The following is a 19,698-nucleotide window of genomic DNA, read 5'->3' on the forward strand; positions in this document are numbered from 1 at the left end:
CTACACCAGCTCCTTTAAAGCGATTTCTAACTGCTCATCGTTCGGCGCCAAGCCGTGCCATTCATGCGTGTTTTCCATGAAGGAAATCCCTTTGCCCTTAATGGTGTGGGCCAGAATGGCTGTCGGCATGCCCTTCGTGCTCTTGGCTTCCTGGAATGCTTCGTGCACCGCCTCGACATCATGGCCATCGATCTCCACCACATGCCAGCCAAAAGACCTGAATTTATCCCCAAGGTTTTTCAAGCCTTTAATATTTTCGACGAAATCATCCAGCTGAATTTTGTTCCAATCGATGATAGCGCATACATTATCCAGTTGGAAGTGTGCTGCGGTCATAGCCGCCTCCCACACTTGGCCTTCCTGCAGTTCGCCGTCCCCAATCATGCAGTAGGATCTGCGGCTGCTGCCCTCCAGCTTGGCAATCATGGCTACCCCGTTGGCAACAGACAGCCCCTGGCCGAGTGAGCCGGAGGAAACATCAACGCCCGGGATATGCTCGCCGCACGGGTGGCCGTGCAGTCTGCCGTCCACGTCGCGGAACGTCATCAGTTCGGCTGTATCAAAAAAGCCCTTCTCTGCCAGCACCGAATAATACACCGGGGTGCAGTGGCCCTTTGATAAGAAGAAGCAATCACGGTCATCCCAATCAGGGTCGGCCGGATTGACATTCAGATGCTCAAAAAACAAAACAGACATAAGTTCAGTCGCTGACAGAGATCCGCCTGGATGCCCGCTGCCCGCATGGTTGGTCATCTTCACAATGTGCCGGCGGATTGTTTTGGTCAGTTCGCTGTAAAACTGCTTTCTTTCTTCAGAGAAACCCAAGACTGATGCCCCCTTATTGTTTCTTAATAAGCAACGTCGTTTCTATAATGTTGCAAAAAAATAAGAATTGTTGCTTATTAGATAACTATGTTTCATGTTTTGATATTATCATTATCTTCAGAATATTTCAAGCGCTTGAGCAATGAAACAAAACATTTTTTCCCACAAAAAAAACTGGACTCCCCATCCAGTTCTCAATGCTCTGTATAGCCAAGGCGCTTGGAAATTTTCTTGCCAATCTCCATAATCACCGGCTTCATCTCGTTCAGCCGCTCCGTTGTCATGCGCATGCTCGGACCGGACACGCTGATTGCCGCCACAATCTTCTTCCGGTGGTCAAATATAGGCGCAGCAATACAGGTGACACCCGGCTCATTTTCCTCAATCTCGGTCGCATAGCCTTCATTCCGGATTCTGCTGAGCTCCTTCAGAAAAGCGTCTTTATCTGTAATCGTATGCTCTGTATACCCGGGCAGCCCGTACTTATCCAGGTTATCCATGATTTCATTCAAAGGCAGATGGCCATAGATGACCTTGCCGGCACTGGTGGAATGCAAAGGCGCCCTTCTTCCAACCTGTGAATGCGTGCGGAGCGTCTCGCTTCCCTCCAGCTTCTCAATATAAACCACTTCCCCTTGGTCGTACACAACCAAGTGGACCACTTCATTTGTAAACTGCTTCAGCTCTTCTAAATAAGGCTTCGCCTGATCCCGCAAATCAATAGATTCCAGCAACATGGAGCTGAGCTCCAAATATTTATAGCCCAACCGGTACTTCTTCGTTTCGGGATTCTGTTCAATGAAGCCGTGCTCTGCGAGGGTGCTCAGCAAACGAAAGATGGAGCTCTTGTTCAAATCCAAATGGGAAGCCAGCTCCGTAACCCCGATTCCTTCCTTCCTTTTGCTCACCAACGTAATAATGGTTAACGCCCTGTCAACCGATTGAACCATACGATTACCTCCAAATAAAGCCTGATATACCGTTCTTGTCTCTTGTAAAATATTTTCAGTTATATTTATATTACCAAAGTAAATGAGATGCAGCAATATTTCGTCTATTCTCTGCAGGTTGTGTACTATTTTATTTGTGAAGAAAAGACAAAACGATAGGAAAATATGCTTTCCCCTCTCTTTTTCAGCAAAAAAGAAGACTGCCAAAGGAGACAAAGACAATGCTCCCTGACAGTCTTCTTTATGTCGAAAGCTATGCGCCGACAAAGCTTTGCTTGGCAGAAATGAACTTTCCAACCGGTTCGCTGACAATTCCTTGCTGAACATCAAACACAAGCTGCCCTCTCACAAAGGTCTTCGTCACACGGCAATCAATTTGTCTGCCGATGTATGGGCTGTGCCGATGGCGGTAATACAGCAGCTCCGGCTGCACCACATACGACTGGTTCGGATCAACCAGGATGATGTCCGCATCATACGAAACCGCAAGCTTGCCCTTATTTTGCATCCGGAAAATTGCAGCGGGGTTGCCGGAAATCATTTTAGAGAAGGCGTTGACCGATACATTCCGCTTCTTGACACACTCGTCAAACATCAGATCCACATTATTTTGGCAGCCTGTAATGCCGCCCCATACCTCAAAGATGTTGTTCGTATCACTTTGCTTCATGTCAGGCGGACAAGGGGAGTGATCGGATGTCAACACATCAATCTTCCCTTCCTGCAAAGCCGTCCACAGACGGTCCTGGTCTGCCTTCTCACGCAGCGGCGGCGCACATTTTGCAACAGGCCCGATTGCTTCAAAGGCTTCGAGATCAAGTGTAAAGTAATGCGGACAGGATTCAATTGTGACAGCCTGCCCCGCTGCGCGCGCCTGCAGAATTTCTTCAATTGCCTCCACGCTGCTGATATGCACGAAATGAATGCGGCAGCCTGTTTCTTTCCCGAACAGCAGCGCCCGCTTCACCGCATCCACCTCTGTAAAAATCGGCCGGGACTCCATATAGTCACGCGGTGCCGTCTTGCCCTGCCGCTTCTTCTCCCCGGCAAGCTTATCCGTAAACTCTGCATTCTCAGCATGAATCAGCAAGGTTTGGCCCAATTCGGCGAGCTTCTTCATCCCCTGATACAGGGTAAAGTCATCCACATTCTTGAAGTCGCCGATTTCGTCACTGCCGCACGTGGCCATAAAGCACTTAAAAGCAAGGACGCCCTCGTCCGCCAAATCCTCCAGGTCTGCCAAATTATCCGGCACCAGCCCGCCATATAAAGCATAGTCCACATAGGCCTTCCCTTCGGCAGCCTTCAGCTTCAGCTGCAGGGCTTCCCTTGTCGTTGTTGCAGGCAGCGCATTCAGCGGCATATCAATGAAGGACGTGGTCCCGCCCGCTGCGAGCGCCTGCGTTCCGGTTACAAAGCCCTCCCATTCTGTTCTGCCCGGCTCGCAAATGTGCACGTGCGCATCAATCATTCCCGGCATCACGTATTGGCCCGATGCATCCACCACTTCAACTGCTTCCGCCGAAATATGCGGAGCAATGGCCGCGATCTTCCCATCCAGGATGGCAAGGTCTGCCTGCTCCACCGTATTCTCAAGCACGACATTTCCATTTTTAATGATCAGGTCATATCTCATCCTGCCTGCCCCTTTCAAATGTTCTATTTAAAAATTTCACAAGCGGATAAGGGAGAGGTGCGCAGATCCCCCTTATCCCCTACAATACCATTCTTGAAAAGGCTTACATTATTCTTCAAATATAGTACCCTTCTTAAAGCTGGAGCCTTTAAAGGCAAACCTGGTGAGCAGGTAATAGGAAAGCCCCCCAACGACCACACCAATGATCCAGGCAAGGTCCACCAGCAGGAAAGCAGCCCCGGCACCAAGAAGCATGGCAATCAGCGCGGCAGGATTGAAGCCGGAGAACTGGCCGTCTTTTTTGTACAGCTCTTCTACATGAATTTGTTGTTTTCTCAAAATATAGAACTCTACCAGCAAAATGGAAACAATTGGACCGAGGAAGGCGGAATAAATCAGGATGAACAGGCCTAAGCCTTTGGCGGAAGAATCTTGTACGAGCACCCACGGAAAGGCGCAAAGCGCCAGCAGGCCGGTGATGATCGCTGCCGGCTTATACTTTACTTTCGTGAGCAGAGTGATGACATAGGTGGGAGCAATGATATTGGCGACCATGTTCACCCCAATAACACCAAGGATGATAAAGGATGAAACAATGAACGTAATATAATTGTTATTTACAACGATGGCAAATGCTTTTACCGGGTTTGTAATGCCTGTTGCTGCTGCAAGCATGGCGCCGATTGTCAGGGTCAACCCATAGGCAACCGTGATAGGCGAGAAGTACAGGAGGCTGCGTTTTTTGTCACTGATGCCAGGCCGCAATTCACGGGAGTAATCTGCAGCACTGAGGAAGATGGCGGCATAGTTCCCCATGAACATCATAATGAAAGCAAAGAAAGGAAGGCCCCAGGAGCCTTTCGCTGTAACCCAGTTCGCTGCGATCGGTTCCCGGTAAGATGTCAGCAGGACACCCAGGACATAGAGAAGCGCAAGGCCGATCACGACTGAAACGAGTGTTTCCACCCACTTGATGGCATGGAAGCCATAGAGGGAAAGCCAAATTTGCACAACCTGCAGAACGACAAAGCAAGTGAAAATGTTATCAAAAGAGCCATTGGTTACAATCTTGACAATCTCATTTAAAGCAGTGCCGCCAATCCAGCTTTGAAATCCGTACCAAACGATGGCCGGGATTCCTCTCAACAGGGAAGAAATAACGGCCCCCTTCTCTCCAAACGACATTCGCAGCTGAACAACGTAGGGAATTCCGGTCCGGTACCCCGCTCGATCATTTAAAGAGAATACAATAGAGATAATACCAATTGCCAGAATGGCTGCGGCGAAGGTTTGAAACAGATTCAAGGTGGCGCTGCCGGCAACAATGAGACTGGCGCCAAGAGTCATATTTCCAAGATTCACACCATCGCCAATCCACATGAAGGAATAATCCAGCATGCCAACCTTTCTCTCTTCTGCTCTTCTTGGCTTAAGCGTGGCATCCAAATCCACCGCTGGCTGCAAGCTCGTTTCACTTGAAATAACACCTTCTAAATTCGTCGACATTCGCACACTCATCTCCTTTTACACATATCTCAAATCATGCAAGGCTTCACATGTGTGGTCTGGATGAATTATGACAGCTTCAGCTTCGCACATATAATGAACTTAAAAGGTCATATATTATCTGTTCCATCCTGTATCAGATGGAGTGATGAGAAGTGTGCAAGCTCATCATTCGCACGAATGTTTCGTTGTTTAATAAACAACGATGTTTTATAAATTCCCTAAAAAAATTTTGGTTTTGCTCCCTTTTCATTGGCAGGTGCATCTGGACTCCTCTCTTGAAAATGAAAAAGCAATAGCTCTCGATCCCCTCCTTCTTGTCAGCTCCAGGCTGGTTCAAGCATCCCTCTGAGAGAATAAGCACTGCAATCAGCCAGGATTCTCTTCAACGCCTATTAAGTCTCGTAATACGCAACAGCGTTTCTGTATAATTGCAAAAAGTGCGTTGATTTCTTGTATCATAGCATCATTAGAAACCATTTACAAGCGCATTTCTTTAAATATTTAGAATCTTTAGACTGCTTTAAGGTATGTTACAGGATGACTCACGGAAGACAGGGCTCTCTTACGCTCCAATCCAAGAAAGAGGTTGCAAGGACTTTCATAGAAAAATAGGAAATAACCGGCTTTCTGCGGCCGGTTATTTCCTATTATAATATAGCTGTTCACGTCCAACCGACAGCATGCGGTTTCCGTTGTCCGTCACACTCTCTTATACTGCTGCAGCTTTTCTTCCATAAAGCGCAGCAGCGGTTCTCGCAGCTCATCGCTCTGCAGGGCAAACTGAATGGTTGTCTCGACAAAGCCGTGCTTCTCGCCTACATCATAGCGCGTACCTTCGAATTCATAGGCAAATACACGCTGAATTTCATTCAAGCTCTCAATGGCATCCGTCAGCTGGATTTCCCCGCCGGCTCCTGTGCGCTGGCGCTCCAGGAATAAGAAGATTTCAGGTGTCAGGATATAACGCCCAATAATGGCCAGGTTGGACGGCGCTGTGCCTTGCGGCGGCTTCTCCACGAAGTTGCGCACCTGATAGCGGCGCCCTGTTTGCTCAATTGGGTCAATGATGCCATAACGATGTGTTTCTTCCTCTCCCACCTTCATGACGCCAATGACAGAAGAGAGAGTGCGTTCGTACTCATCCATCAGCTGGCGCAGGCAAGGACGCTCAGATTGCACGATGTCATCCCCGAGCAGAACAGCGAACGGCTCATCGCCGATAAAGTTGCGGGCGCACCAAACCGCATGGCCCAGACCAAGCGGCTCCTTTTGGCGAATGTAATGAATATCTGCCATTTTGGAAGCAGCCTGTACCTTCTCCAGCAGATCGTACTTGCCCTTTTCCAGCAAGTTCTGCTCCAGCTCAAAGGCATGGTCAAAATGGTCTTCGATGGCTCGCTTTCCTTTGCCCGTGACAATAATGATATCTTCAATGCCGGACTCGATGGCTTCCTCTACAATATATTGAATGGTCGGCTTATCGACAATCGGCAGCATCTCCTTTGGCATCGCCTTTGTCGCCGGCAGAAAGCGCGTCCCCAGCCCGGCTGCCGGAATAATGGCCTTGCGTATTTTCTTCACACGGAATCCCCCTCGTCCATTTGCATACGTTACTGGCAGATCGGTCTGCTTAAACTGCTTCTGATTATAGCATACTTCCTTTATTTTTTCTTTATTACCGGACCATGCGGCGAAAACCGGTGCCATACTGCGGGATTCTATATGAGAAAATCAATTTGGTCGATAATGGAAATTGCATAAAAAAAACGTTGAATTCCTGTTCTTTTGTGATACGATATGAGGTGAGTGAAAAATGGACCTATCGGATTAAAAATATATAAAAAAGAACAAAGGGTGGGATATGGATGGATTGGAAGATGATTCTGTTAACATTCTTCGCATCCCTGATCACAGTCGTGATCGTAACCCCTCTTGTGATGAAACTTGCATTTAAGATCGGCGCTGTGGACAAACCAAATGCTCGGAAGGTACACGCGAGGATCATGCCCCGTCTCGGCGGGCTTGGCATTTTCATCGGGGTGGCGGCAGGATATTTTGTGAGCGGTCTGTATGAAGAGCGGATGTCGACAATCATTGCCGGAGCTTTTATCATTGTCGGCCTTGGCGTACTGGATGATATGTATGAGCTGTCAGCAAAACTGAAGTTTCTGGTGCAGATTGGCGTTGCCCTGCTGATTGTCAGAAGCGGCCTGCTGATTGATTTGGTGAACATCCCGTTCTTCGGGGATCATCAGCTGACTCCGTACGTTGCCTATCCGCTTACTGTACTATGGATTGTCGGCATCACCAATGCCATCAATCTGATCGATGGTTTGGACGGGCTTTCCGGGGGAATCTCCTCCATTGCGCTGGCCACCATCGCAGTGATGGCTTCACAGGATAATTTGCACGTTCTGATTTTTACGCTGGCCATTATTGTGCTGGGGAGCACAACCGGATTTCTGTTCTTTAACTTCCATCCGGCCAAGATTTTCATGGGGGACACAGGCGCCCTGTTTCTGGGCTACTGCATCTCGGTGTTATCCTTGCTTGGTTTATACAAGAGCGTAACAATGTTCAGCTTTCTTGTCCCGATTATTATTCTCGGTGTGCCAATTTTCGATACATCCTTTGCAATCATCCGCCGCCTGGTGAACAAAAAGCCAATCTCGGCACCCGATAAATCACACCTGCACCACCGCCTGCTCGCACTTGGCTTCTCTCATCGGAAAACGGTGCTGCTTATTTATGGATTCGGCATTTTCTTCAGTCTGTGCGCTCTCTTGTTTTCTAAAATTACCATTTGGATGTCCATCATCCTTCTGTTCCTGGTCATCTTCATCGCAGAGCTGGTGGCCGAAATTATCGGCTTGGTGCATGAGCGCTATCGCCCGATTCTATCATTCTATAAAAGGGCCCGGAACCGTCAGCGTTCCCGCCAATATTGACAAGCTGCCCAAACAGGCGGCTTGTTTTATTCACTTTCTCCTACATACAGGATGCCCCATCTCCGCAGTATTTCTCCTTCCAAAATATTCTTCGTCTAAGTCATCCCAATTGTTGCATAATACGAGTATACCAATTCTCTACATATAAAGGTGAGTGCTATGGCAAATAAATCGCTTCTCTCACTCGTTCTTTGCGCCGGTCTCCTGTTTTGCGCCAGCCCCTTTACCTCCTCGGCAAAGGCGCAGCATGCCGGGTTTGTATCGCCTGTCCACACCCATCACTTACGTTCCTTGTTTTTGGCGGACAAAAAGCTCTCCGATCGGCAGTTCCGGTTTGTCCGTGAAAGCATGCAGGTTCAACACCATTATGCCCGAAAGGTTGCCTATCTTACCTTCGATGACGGCCCCAACCAATACACCCCGCAGCTCCTGCGCATTCTAAAGGAGAAGGGGGTGCAAGGCACCTTCTTCGTAATTGGCGGAAGGGTGGCGCAGCACCCGGATGTGGCGCGCCGCATCCTGCGGGATGGACATTATATCGGGCTCCACAGCATGTCGCACAACGCGGAACGGCTGTATCACTCCAGTCCAGGCCTCCTGGTGGGCGAAATGGAGGAGGCCCGCCGCATTGTGGAGGACGAGACAGGTGTGCATACACTGCTTGTCCGCGTGCCTTATGGCAGCCGCCCCTTTCTGAAGCAGGCCTATCGTGACGCCTTGGCCGCTTCACAGTTCAAGATGTGGGATTGGACCATCGACACAAACGATTGGTCCCGCGGTGAAACGGCCGCCTCCATGCTGAAAACCGTAGAGCGGGACAGCAATGATGACACAGAGGTCATCCTCATGCATGACTCCCGGCTGGCGGTGCAGGCGTTGCCGCGCATGATTGATATTTTGATGGACAAGGGCTACACCATGCTTCCTTACAGCCCAAACTATCATATTGCCGTCAACTTCTGGGATGATGCCCGGCTCTAGGACAAGCGGAGAAAATCAAAAAAAGCGGAGACATGCACTGTCCTCCGCCTTTTTGATTATGCGTAAGACACCAGCTGTACCCCATCAGGCAGGCGGCTGGTTGTTAGGATATCGAGTTCCTTGACCCGTGAGCTTGTATAAGCGGACAGGCGAAGGAGGTCCGCATCCAAAAATCCGGGATGCGTGATGACTTCCGCGCGGACGCCGTCTGCCACCCGCTCACGAATTGTGGCGAAATAATCCTCCTCTGCCCCTTCTCCATGAAAGTCTGTAAGCAGGACATCCGAGAACGCGTTCAGCTGCTCTCCGTTTGTGCAGCGCCGCACCGGCAAATCATAGGCGGCCGCCAGCCTTTCCATAACAGGCGCAAGCTCCGGCCTGCCATGCACGTGATGATGGCTGCTGAGGTGCGTCGGGCGGATACCGGCTGCCAAGCAGGACTCAATTTGGGCGCGCCACTCGGCCTCTGCTTCAGCAGGATTCAGCTGCACCCTTCCAAGCTTGGCAAGAGTATGGAAGCTGCCCTGCCCATTGACCAGGCTGGGCACATCCTTCCGCAGCGGCCGCCCGGCTGTCAGCACAAGATGAACACCGACCCCAAGCAACGGATGACAGCGGGCCAGCTGCAGCGCATGGTCCGTTGCCGGCATATTCATCAGCAGCGATGCCGAATTGACAAGCCCGCTTATATGCGCCTCCAGAATGCCATAGTTTACCCCTTTGCTCAGACCAAAATCATCTGCGGTCACAACAAGCTCAATCATCCGCATTTCTCCCTTCACAGCTTTCTACTTCCTATATATACGCGGCAGGATGCGGCATATTCAACAGGGTCCCTGCGCCTCAACGAAATCAGATTTTGCGGCAAAATATTTTGCCTTTTCTGAAATCATGTTACATCTTTCACAAACTTTCCATACCCTATGTAACGGAAACGTAATATAATCAATATTGTATTCCGATACAGGAGATGATGTTTCATGGCAACACAAGTATCCTGCAAAAAGCAGGTGCCCGAACTGAAGATTGTGCAGAGCCTTGCGTTCTTGGCCGTTGTGCTGCAGAGCGCTTTATCCTATACGATTAAACAGCCGGCTGTCGCGCCGGAGCAGGGTGTGCTGATCGGCATGTTCTTCAATCTTGCCAAGTTCTCAGCGCCCGCCTTTATTTTCATTGTCGGCTTCACGCTCATCTACCATCACGAGAAGCAGGTCCGGTACCAGTCCTATATTTTTGAGAAAGTAGCTGAACTGATTGTTCCTTACTTATTCTGGTCCCTGATCTATCTGACAATGAACCATCAACTGCACATGGGGGAAGCAGTGCAGGCCATCCTGCTTGGCAGCGCGGCGCCGCATATGTGGTATGTCGTGATGATGTTCCAGATTCACCTGCTGTTTCCGGTGCTGTTTGCGCTGTTCCATTGGTTCCGCCGCCGCGTCAATACGAGAGTGGCCTTGTATAAGATGCTGCTGGTGTTCGGCTTATTGTATGCAGGGCTGATGTGGTTCTCCGCCCACTATGTATTTAATGGCACCGTACTGACGCATACAAACTGGCTGCTGTATACAGACCGCACCTTCCTGTTCTACTCCTTCTATTTCGTCATGGGGGGGATTGCAGCGGCAGCGCTGCCGGCATGGCGCAAATTTGTGTTCCGCCACGTGCCGGTGAACACCTTTGTATTCCTGACTCTGTTCTTCATGGTATCGTACGAGCTGTTTTCGTTTGACGGCCTACACGATATTCACCTGCAGGTATCCACCTATTTGAAGCCGTCCATGTTCCTGTATACAACCAGTGAAATCCTGCTGATGTATGCGCTGGCCATGACCATTGTGCACAGCCGGACGTTTTTGTACAAGCTGCTGCAGTTTGTCGGGCGCTTTACGTACGGAGCCTATCTCGCGCACTTGTTCTTCCTGCCTGCGGGCGTGAAGCTGCTGGCTGTGCTGGGGGTTCCGGCAAACTCGCTTCTATATGCGCTGCTTCTCTTCAGCTTGACCGCTGTTCTGTCCATCGGAACCATTTCCCTGCTGACGCTCGTGCCATTCGCCGGCGCCATCACGGGACCAACAGCCAAGCTGAAGCTCAACCTGTCCGCTCTCTCCGTTTGGCCGGTTAAGATGAAAAAGCAGCTATAAGAAGAAAGGACTGATCCAAAAGACCGCTGACGGCAGCTTTCGGGATCAGTCCTTTATTGTTTATACACAGCCTGCTCCGGGGATGGCCGGTACATCGTCTGTACGATGCGGTCATATTCCTTCCGGGTAATTTCTTTGTTATATAGCTTCACCAGTAAGTCCTTATGCTCTTTCGAAAATGCCATTTTATTGATAAATGCAGGATACATCAAAAATCCCTCACTTCCATTATATAGCAATAGATAAAAAAGAACTCATGTTCGAATCCATTATAATGTATCTATTCCGATATTGCAAGAATTGTCGTAATTTGTTTTGACAGAATATTCTTTCACATATTGTAGCATAGAAAAATTTTGAAATAATGCATAAGATTTGAAGGATATTTGAATAATTCTCCTGCAACGGAAGGAAGATAATAGCAAAAACAAGGAGAATTTTGTCATATGAATACGGTTACTTTGTCACGGGCGTTTTTTGGGACCTCTCTTGCGTTTCATATCATCTTTGCGACACTCGGCATCGGTCTCTCCCTTATGATTTTCATCAGCGAAATGCTCTACCACTGGCGCAAGGATACGGATTACGCGGTTATGGCAAAGCGCTGGACCAAGGCATTTGCCATCCTGCTTGGCGTCGCCATTCCGACCGGCACGATTGTCGGCGTACAGTTGGCGCTGCTTTGGCCCGGCTTTACCAAGATTGTCGGCCAGGTCATTTCTGTACCGTTCCAAATTGAGATTTTCGCCTTTTTTCTGGAGGCTCTGTTCATGTCGATTTATGTCTACGCAGCAGATAGGCTGACACCATTCCTGCGGCTGCTGTCGCTGTTTTTCGTCATGCTCGGCGCCACTGCCTCCGCCGTGCTGATCACTTCGGCCAATACATGGATGAATACGCCGGCCGGGTTCTCTATGAAGCAGGATGGCAGCATCTATGATGTCAATCCATGGGAAGCCTTCTTTAACCCAAGCTTTTTCACCGGCTCCTTCCATGTTGTCATCACCGCGTATTTGGCCGGGGCCGGCACCATTGCAGCCGTGGCAGGCTGGAAGCTGCTGAAGCGGAATGAAAAAACGGCGCAGGAAATTGCCTATCACAAAAAAGGGCTTGTGCTCGGGCTCGTTGTGACACTGGTCACGGGCCTTCTTATGGGCATGTCGGGACATGCCTCCGCCGTCAACCTGTACGACCATACACCGGAAAAGCTGGCGGCAGCCGAGGGCTTGTTTGAGACACAGTCTTATGCCCCGCTGGCGATCGGCGGCTTTGTCGATGCCAATACGCATGAGGTGAGATACGGCATCGAAATTCCCTGGGCCCTCAGCATCTTGGCTGCCTTTAAGCCGTCCGCAGTTGTACAGGGTCTGAATGATTTTCCAATTGAAACATGGCCGCCGTTTTATACGCATACCTTCTTTAACCTGATGGTATTCGCCGGCACACTGATGATTGCCATTTCCGGACTTGGACTCGCCTACTGGTACTTCATTCACCGCAAACGCGGCAAGCAGTTCCCGAAATGGCTGCTTTGGGCCACGGTTGCACTCGGCCCGCTCGGCTTTATCGGAATTGAAACCGGGTGGATCTTCAGCTGCAGCGGACGGCAGCCTTGGACGATCTATCAATTTCAAACAACCGCACAGGCTGCCACAAAGGCGGACTTTGTCGGTCCGCTGTTCTTCCTGTTCATTGTACTGTACGTATTCTTGGGTGCTCTGACTGTCATCGTGCTGCGCGTCTTCTTCCGGCGCCATCCGCTCACGGCTGATTTGGCAACGGATGGAGGGAAACGTTCATGAGTGAAGAAAGCGTTGCAATTCTCATTCTGTGGGCACTTGTCTTTGCCTACAGCATTCTCGGCTCCATCGACTTTGGCACCGGCTTTTGGGGCATGGTGTATGCCGAGCACAAAACAATGGCGGGCAAGCTCGCCAACCGCTATCTGTCCCCGACATGGGAAGTGACGAATACGCTGCTCGTGTTTGTCGTGGTCGCTTTCATCGGCTTTTTTCCAAAAGCGGCCTACACGCTGGCGACTGTCATGTTCGTACCGGTGACGCTCATTCTGTTTCTGGTTGCCATCCGCAGCACCTTCATGGTGTTCTCGTATTCCTTGGCCGGCTATGAGCGGCTGCTGCGGATTGTGTCCGGCATCACAGGCCTGCTCATCCCGGCACTGCTTATCACCGTGCTGCCGGTGACGGAAGGCGCCTTCGTCAGCACACAGGGCGGCAAGGAAGTGCTGCTGTACAGCAAGCTGTTTTCCAGCCCGGCGCTGTATGCCTATATGCTGTTCGGCCTGACCTCCGAGCTGTTCCTCTCCGCTCTCTTTCTCGCCGATTTCGCGCGGGAGCAGGGATCGGAGGAGACGTACCGGGTATACCGCCGCAATGCCATTTTCATCGGCCCCTTCACGCTGGTGACAGCTGTCGTCGCTCTGGTGTCCACAGGGCCGGAAACACGCTGGCTGCTGCAAAATCTGGCCGGGGAAATTCCTTGGTTTGCGTTGTCGCTCGGCCTGTTCGTGCTCGGCTATGCCTCGCTTTGGTGGAACAATCGGGCGCATGGCTCACTCGGCTGGCCGCGCATCGCGGTGCTGGCGATTATCGGACAATACGCCTTCGCCAGCTATGCTTACGGCAAGGCGCATCTGCCTTACATCGTCCATCCCGATTTGACGGTGAAGACCGCCTTCACGACGGAGGCCACCTTCTACTCGCTGCTCATCCTGTACGCGGTCGGCATCGCCATCCTGCTGCCGGGCTTCATTTTCTTCTGGAATCTCTTCCTGAAGGACCGCTCCTTCATTCGGGACGGCAAAGAATAATAGAAAACGCATCACATGCTGCTGCATGTGATGCGTTTTTCAAGCCTGGATTGAAATTGTTTCATTTTCTTAAAAATTGTTTCACCATTGTTCCGCTCTTTCTCGTTTTGTTTCACTTCTCCCAGTACGCCCGGTAGTCCTCGACATACTGCCGGACTGAAAGCGGCGGATGCCCCGTCACCCTCTCGATATCACGGGTGATTCCCTTCGCCAGCCCGATTTTGGTGAACAGGTGAATGCCAGTCACCACCTTGAGATACGCTTCCTCCAGTCCCTCCTGCCGGAAATAGGTCTGAAACTCCTTCACCGTCGGGTTTGTGTATGTAATCCTGCGCCCGAGCACCTTGGTCATGATGTCCGCCACCTCGAAAAAGGTGAGCGCTTCGCTGCCGGTCGGCACATAGCTCTTGTTGTAATGCTTCTCTCCCTCCAGCAAGGCCAGCGCGCCAATTTCAGCAATGTCCCGCACATCGGTGAAGCTCGTTTTCCCCTTCCCGGCCGGCACAAAAATGCGGTCATGCTTCATCAGCTCCCCAAGGAGAAACAGGTTCAAATTCTGCGTAAAATAGCCGGCGCGCAGGAAGGTGTATGGAATGCCGCTTTGTTTGATCAGCTTCTCATTCTTATGATGCGGGACAAACGGCAGATACTGCACATCCTTCACCGACAGGTACACAATATGCCGCACCCCATGCTGCTTGGCGGCAGCGATGAAGCGGGCAAAGCTGTCCTTCTCGCGGATCATCGGCGGGTACATGAGAAACAGCCGGCCAACCCCGGCCAGTGCTGCCGGAAACGTAGCTTCCTCATCAAAATCCAAGGCGGCATACTCATATTCCGTTCCATATTGCTGCAGCGCCTTCTCCACGTTGCGCACCGCGCAGCGCGGACGCTCTCCCCATCTCACCAGCTGCTTTGCCGCCTCCTGGCCCACTGTTCCGGTAAAGCCTGTCACCAAAATCCGTTCCATCGCCAATCCTCTCCTTTATGAACCTATACCTATTCTCCCTCTCCTGCTTTCCGGCTGTCAATTTGCAATTTGGCGACACTTTCTGTCAACCTGTACTCTTTTCAGGTTGACAGAAATAAAAGATGTCTATATTCTAAAAATAACTACTATTTCCAAAAAGGAGCTATACACTATGAAGCTGAAAGACATGATGTACGTTTCTCTCTTCGCAGCCGTGACAGCCGCGCTCGGTCTGCTTCCTCCTCTTACCTTATCCTTCACTCCGGTTCCAATTACGGCACAAACTCTCGGTGTGATGCTGGCCGGCGCTGTGCTCGGGGCACGCCGCGGATTTATGAGCCTCCTGATTTTTGATTTGCTTGTAGCAGCGGGCGCTCCTCTTCTGTCTGGCGGGCGCGGCGGCTTCAGCGTCATTCTCGGGCCAAGCGGCGGCTATATTCTGAGCTGGCCGATCGCGGCACTGATTATCGGCTATCTCGTGGAAAAATCCTGGCGCTCACTGCGCATGTGGAACATGGTGGCCATCCAGATTCTTGGCGGCATTATTTTCGTATATGCATGCGGCGTCACCTATACCGCAATGGTGCTGAAGACACCTTGGCTGGCAAATGCGACTGCCTCTCTAATCTTCATCCCGGGCGATTTGACCAAAGTGGTGATCTCCAGCCTTGTTGCGTTGCAAATCAAACGGATTTACCCGCTCATCAGACAGGAAACAGAGCAGAAAGCAGCGTAAGCTTGTCGATTCGACAAGCTTTTTTGTCGTGTTAAGCAGGGTTTTCTCCTTTATATGGAGAAAGAATAGCTTCAAAAAGAGGTGAAGGATGATGATTGGCAGTTCCCTCCGCGCTTTAGCGGAAGCTACACCGCATAAGATTGCAATTCAAACAGAAACAGAACAGATTACCTATCATACCTTTTATAAGCATGTCACAGCCATCCAGGAGCAGCTGCTCCAGACAGTCGGACAAGGCCCTGGAAAGCGCGTCGCTTTGTTCCTGGGAAACGAGCCGGCCTTTTTGGAAGCCTTTTTCGCTGCGGCCCTGCTTGGCTGGGCCGCCATTCCCATAGACCCGAAATGGAGCCAGCGGGAGCGGGAGGCCATCCTCGCTGAATGCCGGCCGGATGCTGCAGTGTCCCGCGGCCCATCCGGACTCTCGATTAAAAAGCTGAAGGATGCCGCACCGGCTGAGGCTGAGGAAAACCCCATCTTCTATATCGGCTATACCTCCGGCTCCACCGGCCGCCCCAAAGGGTTCATGCGCCATCACCGCTCCTGGCTGAAGAGCTTCAGCGGCGGAGAGCAGGCTTTCTCCATTTCGGCGGAAGACGTGATGTACGCGCCCGGCCCGCTTTGCCACTCGCTTTCGCTGTTTGCTGCCGTGCATGCGCTCCATCTCGGGGCAACTCTGCACATCCAAACGGCCTTTTCCGCAGAGGCGGCAGCAAAAACATTGCAGACAGAGCCTATTACCGTCATGTATGCCGTGCCGACCATGCTGTATGCAATTGCCCAGGCGTATGGGGATAAGCAGAACCCCGTCCTGCGAAGCATCCTCTGCTCCGGCGCCAAGTGGCCGGCGGAGCAAAAGGAGCTGCTGCATGCGGTATTCCCGAATGCGCGCCGCTTTGAATTTTACGGAGCCTCGGAGCTCAGCTTCATCACCTATATAGACGAAGCCGGGAGCCTGCAAAAGCCGGACAGCGTCGGCATTCCGTTTCCGGAGGTCGAGCTGTTCATCCTGCGGGCGGACGGCACGGAGGCTGACACGGGAGAAGTCGGTGAACTGCATGTGAAAAGCCCGCTCGTCTTCTCCGGCTATGTGCATGGCACAGAGGATGTATTCCGCGGAGAGTACGCCACTGTCGGCGACCTCGGCTTTCGGGACCTTGATGGGTACATCACCCTGGTGGGACGCAAGAAAAATATGATTATCAGCGGCGGGCTGAACATCTATCCGGAAGAGGTGGAGGAGGTGCTCCGCCGGCATCCGGATGTAGCGGAGGCCGCTGTTGCCGGCGTCCAGGATGACTATTGGGGAGAAAAGCTCGTGGCTGTCATTCAATGGCAGGGCGAGCCGGATCCGCAGGCCTTAAAGGCATACTGCCGGCAGCAGCTCGCTTCCTATAAATGCCCGCGCTTATTTTTGGCGACAGACCGTTTTCCGCTCACCTCCAGCGGAAAGCTGGCGCGGACGGAGCTGCCGGCGCTTATCGCGCAAAAACTGCAGGAGGAGCTGACCTTATGAGACAGGCAGTCATTGTCGCGGCAAAGCGCACCGCCATCGGCAGAATCGGCGGCATGCTCCGCCACATCCCGCCAGAAGGGCTGGCGGCCGCTGTGATACGAAATATTGTAGAAGACTATCAGCTGGAGCCGGCAAGCATTGACGAGGTGATCCTCGGCAACGCGGTCGGTCCCGGCGGCAACCTGGCACGGCTGTCTTCCCTGACAGCAGGCTTGCCCGTCTCTGTTCCCGGTGTCACGATTGACCGGCAATGCGGCTCCGGATTGGAGGCTGTCAATCTGGCAGCGCGTCTCATTCAGAACGGAGCCGGCGACATCTATCTGGCTGGCGGAGTAGAAAGCACAAGCCTTGCCCCTTGGCGCATGGAAAAGCCGGCGGCACTGACAGGAATGCCGCGGCTATACACACGCGCCCGCTTCTCTCCAGATGAGATCGGCGACCCGGACATGGGCATCGCGGCTGAAAATGTAGCCGCACAATTTGGCATCTCCCGGGAGGATCAGGACCGTTTTGCGCTGCATAGCCATGAAAAAGCCGTCCGCTCGCAGCAAAGCGGCCGCTTTGCCGCTGAGATTGTCCCGGTTCAAGGGATGGACCAGGATGAATGTCCGCGCCCGGACACAAGCCTGAGGAGGCTGCAGCGGCTCCGCCCTGTGTTTCAGGCAGACGGCACCGTGACGGCCGGCAATGCCTGTCCGGTCAACGACGGGGCAGCCCTTGTGCTTCTCATGTCGGCAGACAAATGCCGGGAGCTGGGCCTCCGCCCTCTTGCCCGCTTTGTTGACAGCACAAGCGCCGGCGTGGATCCCAATCTGCTTGGCATCGGACCGGTCCCGGCGGTGCAGAAGCTGCTGGCGCGAACCGGCCTCCGCGTTGACGACATCGACCTTGTCGAGTTTAACGAAGCCTTCGCCTCCCAAGTGCTTGCTTCACTCCGGGAGCTGCGAATTCCGGAGGAAAAGGTGAACATCGGCGGCGGGGCCCTCGCCCTCGGCCATCCGTACGGCGCTTCCGGCGCCATCCTCATCACCCGCCTTTGCATGGAGCTGCAGCGGACACAGTCCCGCTACGGGCTGGCCACACTCGGCATCGGCGGCGGGCTCGGTGTCGCAACGCTGCTGGAACGGGTGGAGAAAGCATGAAAACAGAGCCTGTACAAATCACCCTTACACAAGAGATGATGGACAGCCTGAATGCCGCTCTGGGCACGGAGGGACTGCCGCCGACGCTTCCCTTTCTGTTCTGGAAGCTGATTGAGGTCCCCTGGCTGCAGCATGCGGGGCCCATCATTCACGGCGAGCAAAGCTTTATCTATCGGCAGCCGCTGCAGCTCAATCAAACCTATACAGTTGTCATTTCCTTAACCGCAAGCAGGGAAAAAGGAAACAGACGGTTTTTATATCACGAGCTGGAGGTGCGGGACACGGACGGCTGCGTCGCGGCCATCTGCTCCTCCACCTTCATCGTACAGGGGGAGAAATCATGAGATTCCTTGCAGGACAAGAGCTGCCAACAAGCTTTTCCATTACCGTTACACCTGATATGGTACAGCAATACGCACACGCTTCCGGCGACCACAGCAGCATCCATCTCGATGATGCCGCGGCCCGCGATGCCGGCTTTTCCGGTGCGATTGCCCACGGCATGCTGTCGATGGGGCTTTGCACCCGGCTGCTTGCACCACTGCAGGGCGGCACCCTGCTTCAATTCGATGCCCGCTTTCTCTCTCCGCTCTTGGTCGGGCAAACGCTGCACATCAGCGGCCGGACTGAGAGCGTGGACGGCCGCATAGTGAACGTTGTGTTCCGGGGCGCAAGCAAGGAAGCAGACATTTTGCATGGATCCTTCGTGCTTGAGACAAGCCCGCTGCATGGACAGACTGCCATCATTACCGGCTCCACACGCGGAATCGGCAAGAGCATGGCGCTGCGTCTTGCCCGGGAAGGGGCGGCTGTGATTATCAACGGCCGGACACAGGAAGGCGTGGATGCGGTTGTGGCAGACATTCAAGCCTTGGGCGGACAGGCGGCCGGCGTTGCCGGCTCTGTTGCGGACATGGAGACAGGCGAGCGGCTGCTGCAGGCAGCCCTCACCCATTTCGGCCGGGCGGATTATCTCATCAACAATGCCGGCATTACCCGCGACCGCATGGCCCATAAGATAGCTGAACTGGAATGGGATGAGGTGCTGAATGTTCATCTGAAAGGCGCCTTTTCCTGCAGCAAGCCCTTCCTCCGGCAAGCCCGCACAAGTGGCGGCACGATTATCAATGTGGTCTCCTCCGCCGGCTGGGAAGGTGTGCCGGGGCAGCTGAATTACAGTGCGGCCAAGGCCGGTCTGCTCGGAATGACCATGACGCTTGCCAAGGAAGGGGCGCGCTCCGGCATCCGGGTGTACGCCGTGGCACCCGCTGCCTTAACAGACATGACACGTCCGCTTATCGAGCGGGCACAGGCGGATGCTGCCGCCGGCAACCGCGAATTGGATTCCTATTGGCAGGTCGGAAGTGCCGAGGAGGTCGCCGCCTTTGTGCGCCAGCTGCTCGTGGAGGGCACACTGGCTGAATCCGGCAGCATCTATGCGGTAAACGGCAAAAAGGCCGAACGGCTGACCTTGACCATGCAGCGGGAGGCACTCACTTCTAAGGGGGATTAAC

Annotated in this window: 18 protein-coding genes; 10 read left to right on the forward strand and 8 right to left on the reverse strand. The window is 52.6% G+C overall.

Features of this window, described 5'->3' with window-relative positions:
- The 5 genes from NK662_RS03865 to galU all read right to left on the reverse strand — a co-directional run bounded on the left by NK662_RS03865 (window position 1) and on the right by galU (window position 6,501).
- Window positions 1-825 (reverse strand): transketolase, encoded by an 825-nt coding sequence (locus NK662_RS03865; protein WP_254757594.1) that lies wholly within the window; start codon window positions 823-825, stop codon window positions 1-3.
- Window positions 826-1,019: 194 nt separating this feature from the next.
- Complete coding sequence (locus NK662_RS03870) at window positions 1,020-1,775, reverse strand: IclR family transcriptional regulator (protein ID WP_254757595.1); 756 nt, start codon at window positions 1,773-1,775, stop codon at window positions 1,020-1,022.
- A 253-nt stretch (window positions 1,776-2,028) separates the two neighbouring features.
- A complete protein-coding gene (allB, locus tag NK662_RS03875) occupies window positions 2,029-3,411 on the reverse strand; it encodes an allantoinase AllB (RefSeq protein ID WP_254757596.1) in 1,383 nt (460 codons plus the stop codon).
- 108 nt (window positions 3,412-3,519) lie between these two features.
- Window positions 3,520-4,917, reverse strand: a complete 1,398-nt coding sequence (locus NK662_RS03880; protein WP_254757597.1) for an NCS1 family transporter — start codon at window positions 4,915-4,917, stop codon at window positions 3,520-3,522.
- Between the two features lie 702 nt (window positions 4,918-5,619).
- The gene (galU, locus tag NK662_RS03885; protein WP_254757598.1) at window positions 5,620-6,501 is read right to left on the reverse strand and encodes a UTP--glucose-1-phosphate uridylyltransferase GalU; all 882 of its coding nucleotides are present in this window, start codon (window positions 6,499-6,501) and stop codon (window positions 5,620-5,622) included.
- 284 nt (window positions 6,502-6,785) lie between these two features.
- On the opposite strand from galU, the gene NK662_RS03890 reads away from it, so the two are divergent.
- Together NK662_RS03890 and NK662_RS03895 are read left to right on the forward strand one after the other, a co-directional pair.
- Window positions 6,786-7,868 (forward strand): glycosyltransferase family 4 protein, encoded by a 1,083-nt coding sequence (locus NK662_RS03890; protein ID WP_497717176.1) that lies wholly within the window; start codon window positions 6,786-6,788, stop codon window positions 7,866-7,868.
- A 159-nt stretch (window positions 7,869-8,027) separates the two neighbouring features.
- Entirely contained in the window at window positions 8,028-8,849 is an 822-nt protein-coding gene (locus NK662_RS03895) for a polysaccharide deacetylase family protein (RefSeq protein WP_254757599.1), read from the forward strand.
- A 56-nt stretch (window positions 8,850-8,905) separates the two neighbouring features.
- Here the strand turns inward: NK662_RS03895 and chbG are convergent, their stop codons facing one another.
- Window positions 8,906-9,613, reverse strand: coding sequence for a chitin disaccharide deacetylase (gene chbG / locus NK662_RS03900; RefSeq protein WP_254757600.1), 708 nt, complete (start codon window positions 9,611-9,613; stop codon window positions 8,906-8,908).
- Window positions 9,614-9,829: 216 nt separating this feature from the next.
- Here chbG and NK662_RS03905 point away from each other — a divergent pair, with 216 nt between their 5' ends.
- Window positions 9,830-10,993 carry an acyltransferase gene (locus NK662_RS03905; RefSeq protein ID WP_254757601.1) on the forward strand — a complete coding sequence of 388 codons (1,164 nt, stop codon included), beginning with the start codon at window positions 9,830-9,832 and terminating at the stop codon, window positions 10,991-10,993.
- 53 nt (window positions 10,994-11,046) lie between these two features.
- Here the strand turns inward: NK662_RS03905 and NK662_RS03910 are convergent, their stop codons facing one another.
- Window positions 11,047-11,202 carry a hypothetical protein gene (locus NK662_RS03910; RefSeq protein WP_254757602.1) on the reverse strand — a complete coding sequence of 52 codons (156 nt, stop codon included), beginning with the start codon at window positions 11,200-11,202 and terminating at the stop codon, window positions 11,047-11,049.
- Window positions 11,203-11,439: 237 nt separating this feature from the next.
- On the opposite strand from NK662_RS03910, the gene NK662_RS03915 reads away from it, so the two are divergent.
- Window positions 11,440-12,795: a cytochrome ubiquinol oxidase subunit I gene (locus NK662_RS03915; protein ID WP_254757603.1), complete on the forward strand. Its 1,356-nt coding sequence runs from the start codon at window positions 11,440-11,442 to the stop codon at window positions 12,793-12,795.
- Window positions 12,792-13,823 carry a cytochrome d ubiquinol oxidase subunit II gene (locus NK662_RS03920; RefSeq protein ID WP_254757604.1) on the forward strand — a complete coding sequence of 344 codons (1,032 nt, stop codon included), beginning with the start codon at window positions 12,792-12,794 and terminating at the stop codon, window positions 13,821-13,823. Before NK662_RS03915 ends, NK662_RS03920 begins: the two co-directional genes overlap by 4 nt.
- A gap of 112 nt (window positions 13,824-13,935) precedes the next feature.
- Here the strand turns inward: NK662_RS03920 and NK662_RS03925 are convergent, their stop codons facing one another.
- Window positions 13,936-14,793 carry an SDR family oxidoreductase gene (locus NK662_RS03925; RefSeq protein WP_254757605.1) on the reverse strand — a complete coding sequence of 286 codons (858 nt, stop codon included), beginning with the start codon at window positions 14,791-14,793 and terminating at the stop codon, window positions 13,936-13,938.
- A gap of 172 nt (window positions 14,794-14,965) precedes the next feature.
- Between NK662_RS03925 and NK662_RS03930 the strand changes: the two genes are divergently transcribed.
- The 5 genes from NK662_RS03930 to NK662_RS03950 all read left to right on the forward strand — a co-directional run bounded on the left by NK662_RS03930 (window position 14,966) and on the right by NK662_RS03950 (window position 19,697).
- Window positions 14,966-15,529, forward strand: coding sequence for a biotin transporter BioY (locus tag NK662_RS03930; RefSeq protein ID WP_254757606.1), 564 nt, complete (start codon window positions 14,966-14,968; stop codon window positions 15,527-15,529).
- Window positions 15,530-15,617: 88 nt separating this feature from the next.
- Window positions 15,618-17,042 (forward strand): AMP-binding protein, encoded by a 1,425-nt coding sequence (locus NK662_RS03935; RefSeq protein ID WP_254757607.1) that lies wholly within the window; start codon window positions 15,618-15,620, stop codon window positions 17,040-17,042.
- Window positions 17,039-18,184, forward strand: coding sequence for a thiolase family protein (locus NK662_RS03940; RefSeq protein ID WP_254757608.1), 1,146 nt, complete (start codon window positions 17,039-17,041; stop codon window positions 18,182-18,184). Before NK662_RS03935 ends, NK662_RS03940 begins: the two co-directional genes overlap by 4 nt.
- Entirely contained in the window at window positions 18,181-18,528 is a 348-nt protein-coding gene (locus NK662_RS03945; RefSeq protein WP_254757609.1) for a hotdog family protein, read from the forward strand. The genes NK662_RS03940 and NK662_RS03945 overlap by 4 nt, the downstream gene beginning before the upstream one ends.
- On the forward strand, window positions 18,525-19,697 hold the full coding sequence (locus NK662_RS03950; protein ID WP_254757610.1) for an SDR family NAD(P)-dependent oxidoreductase: 1,173 nt from the start codon (window positions 18,525-18,527) through the stop codon (window positions 19,695-19,697). The genes NK662_RS03945 and NK662_RS03950 overlap by 4 nt, the downstream gene beginning before the upstream one ends.
- Window position 19,698 lies beyond the last annotated feature (1 nt).

The sequence above is a fragment of the Ectobacillus ponti genome (assembly GCF_024294785.1).
In the GTDB taxonomy this organism is placed as follows: domain Bacteria; phylum Bacillota; class Bacilli; order Bacillales; family Bacillaceae_G; genus Ectobacillus; species Ectobacillus ponti.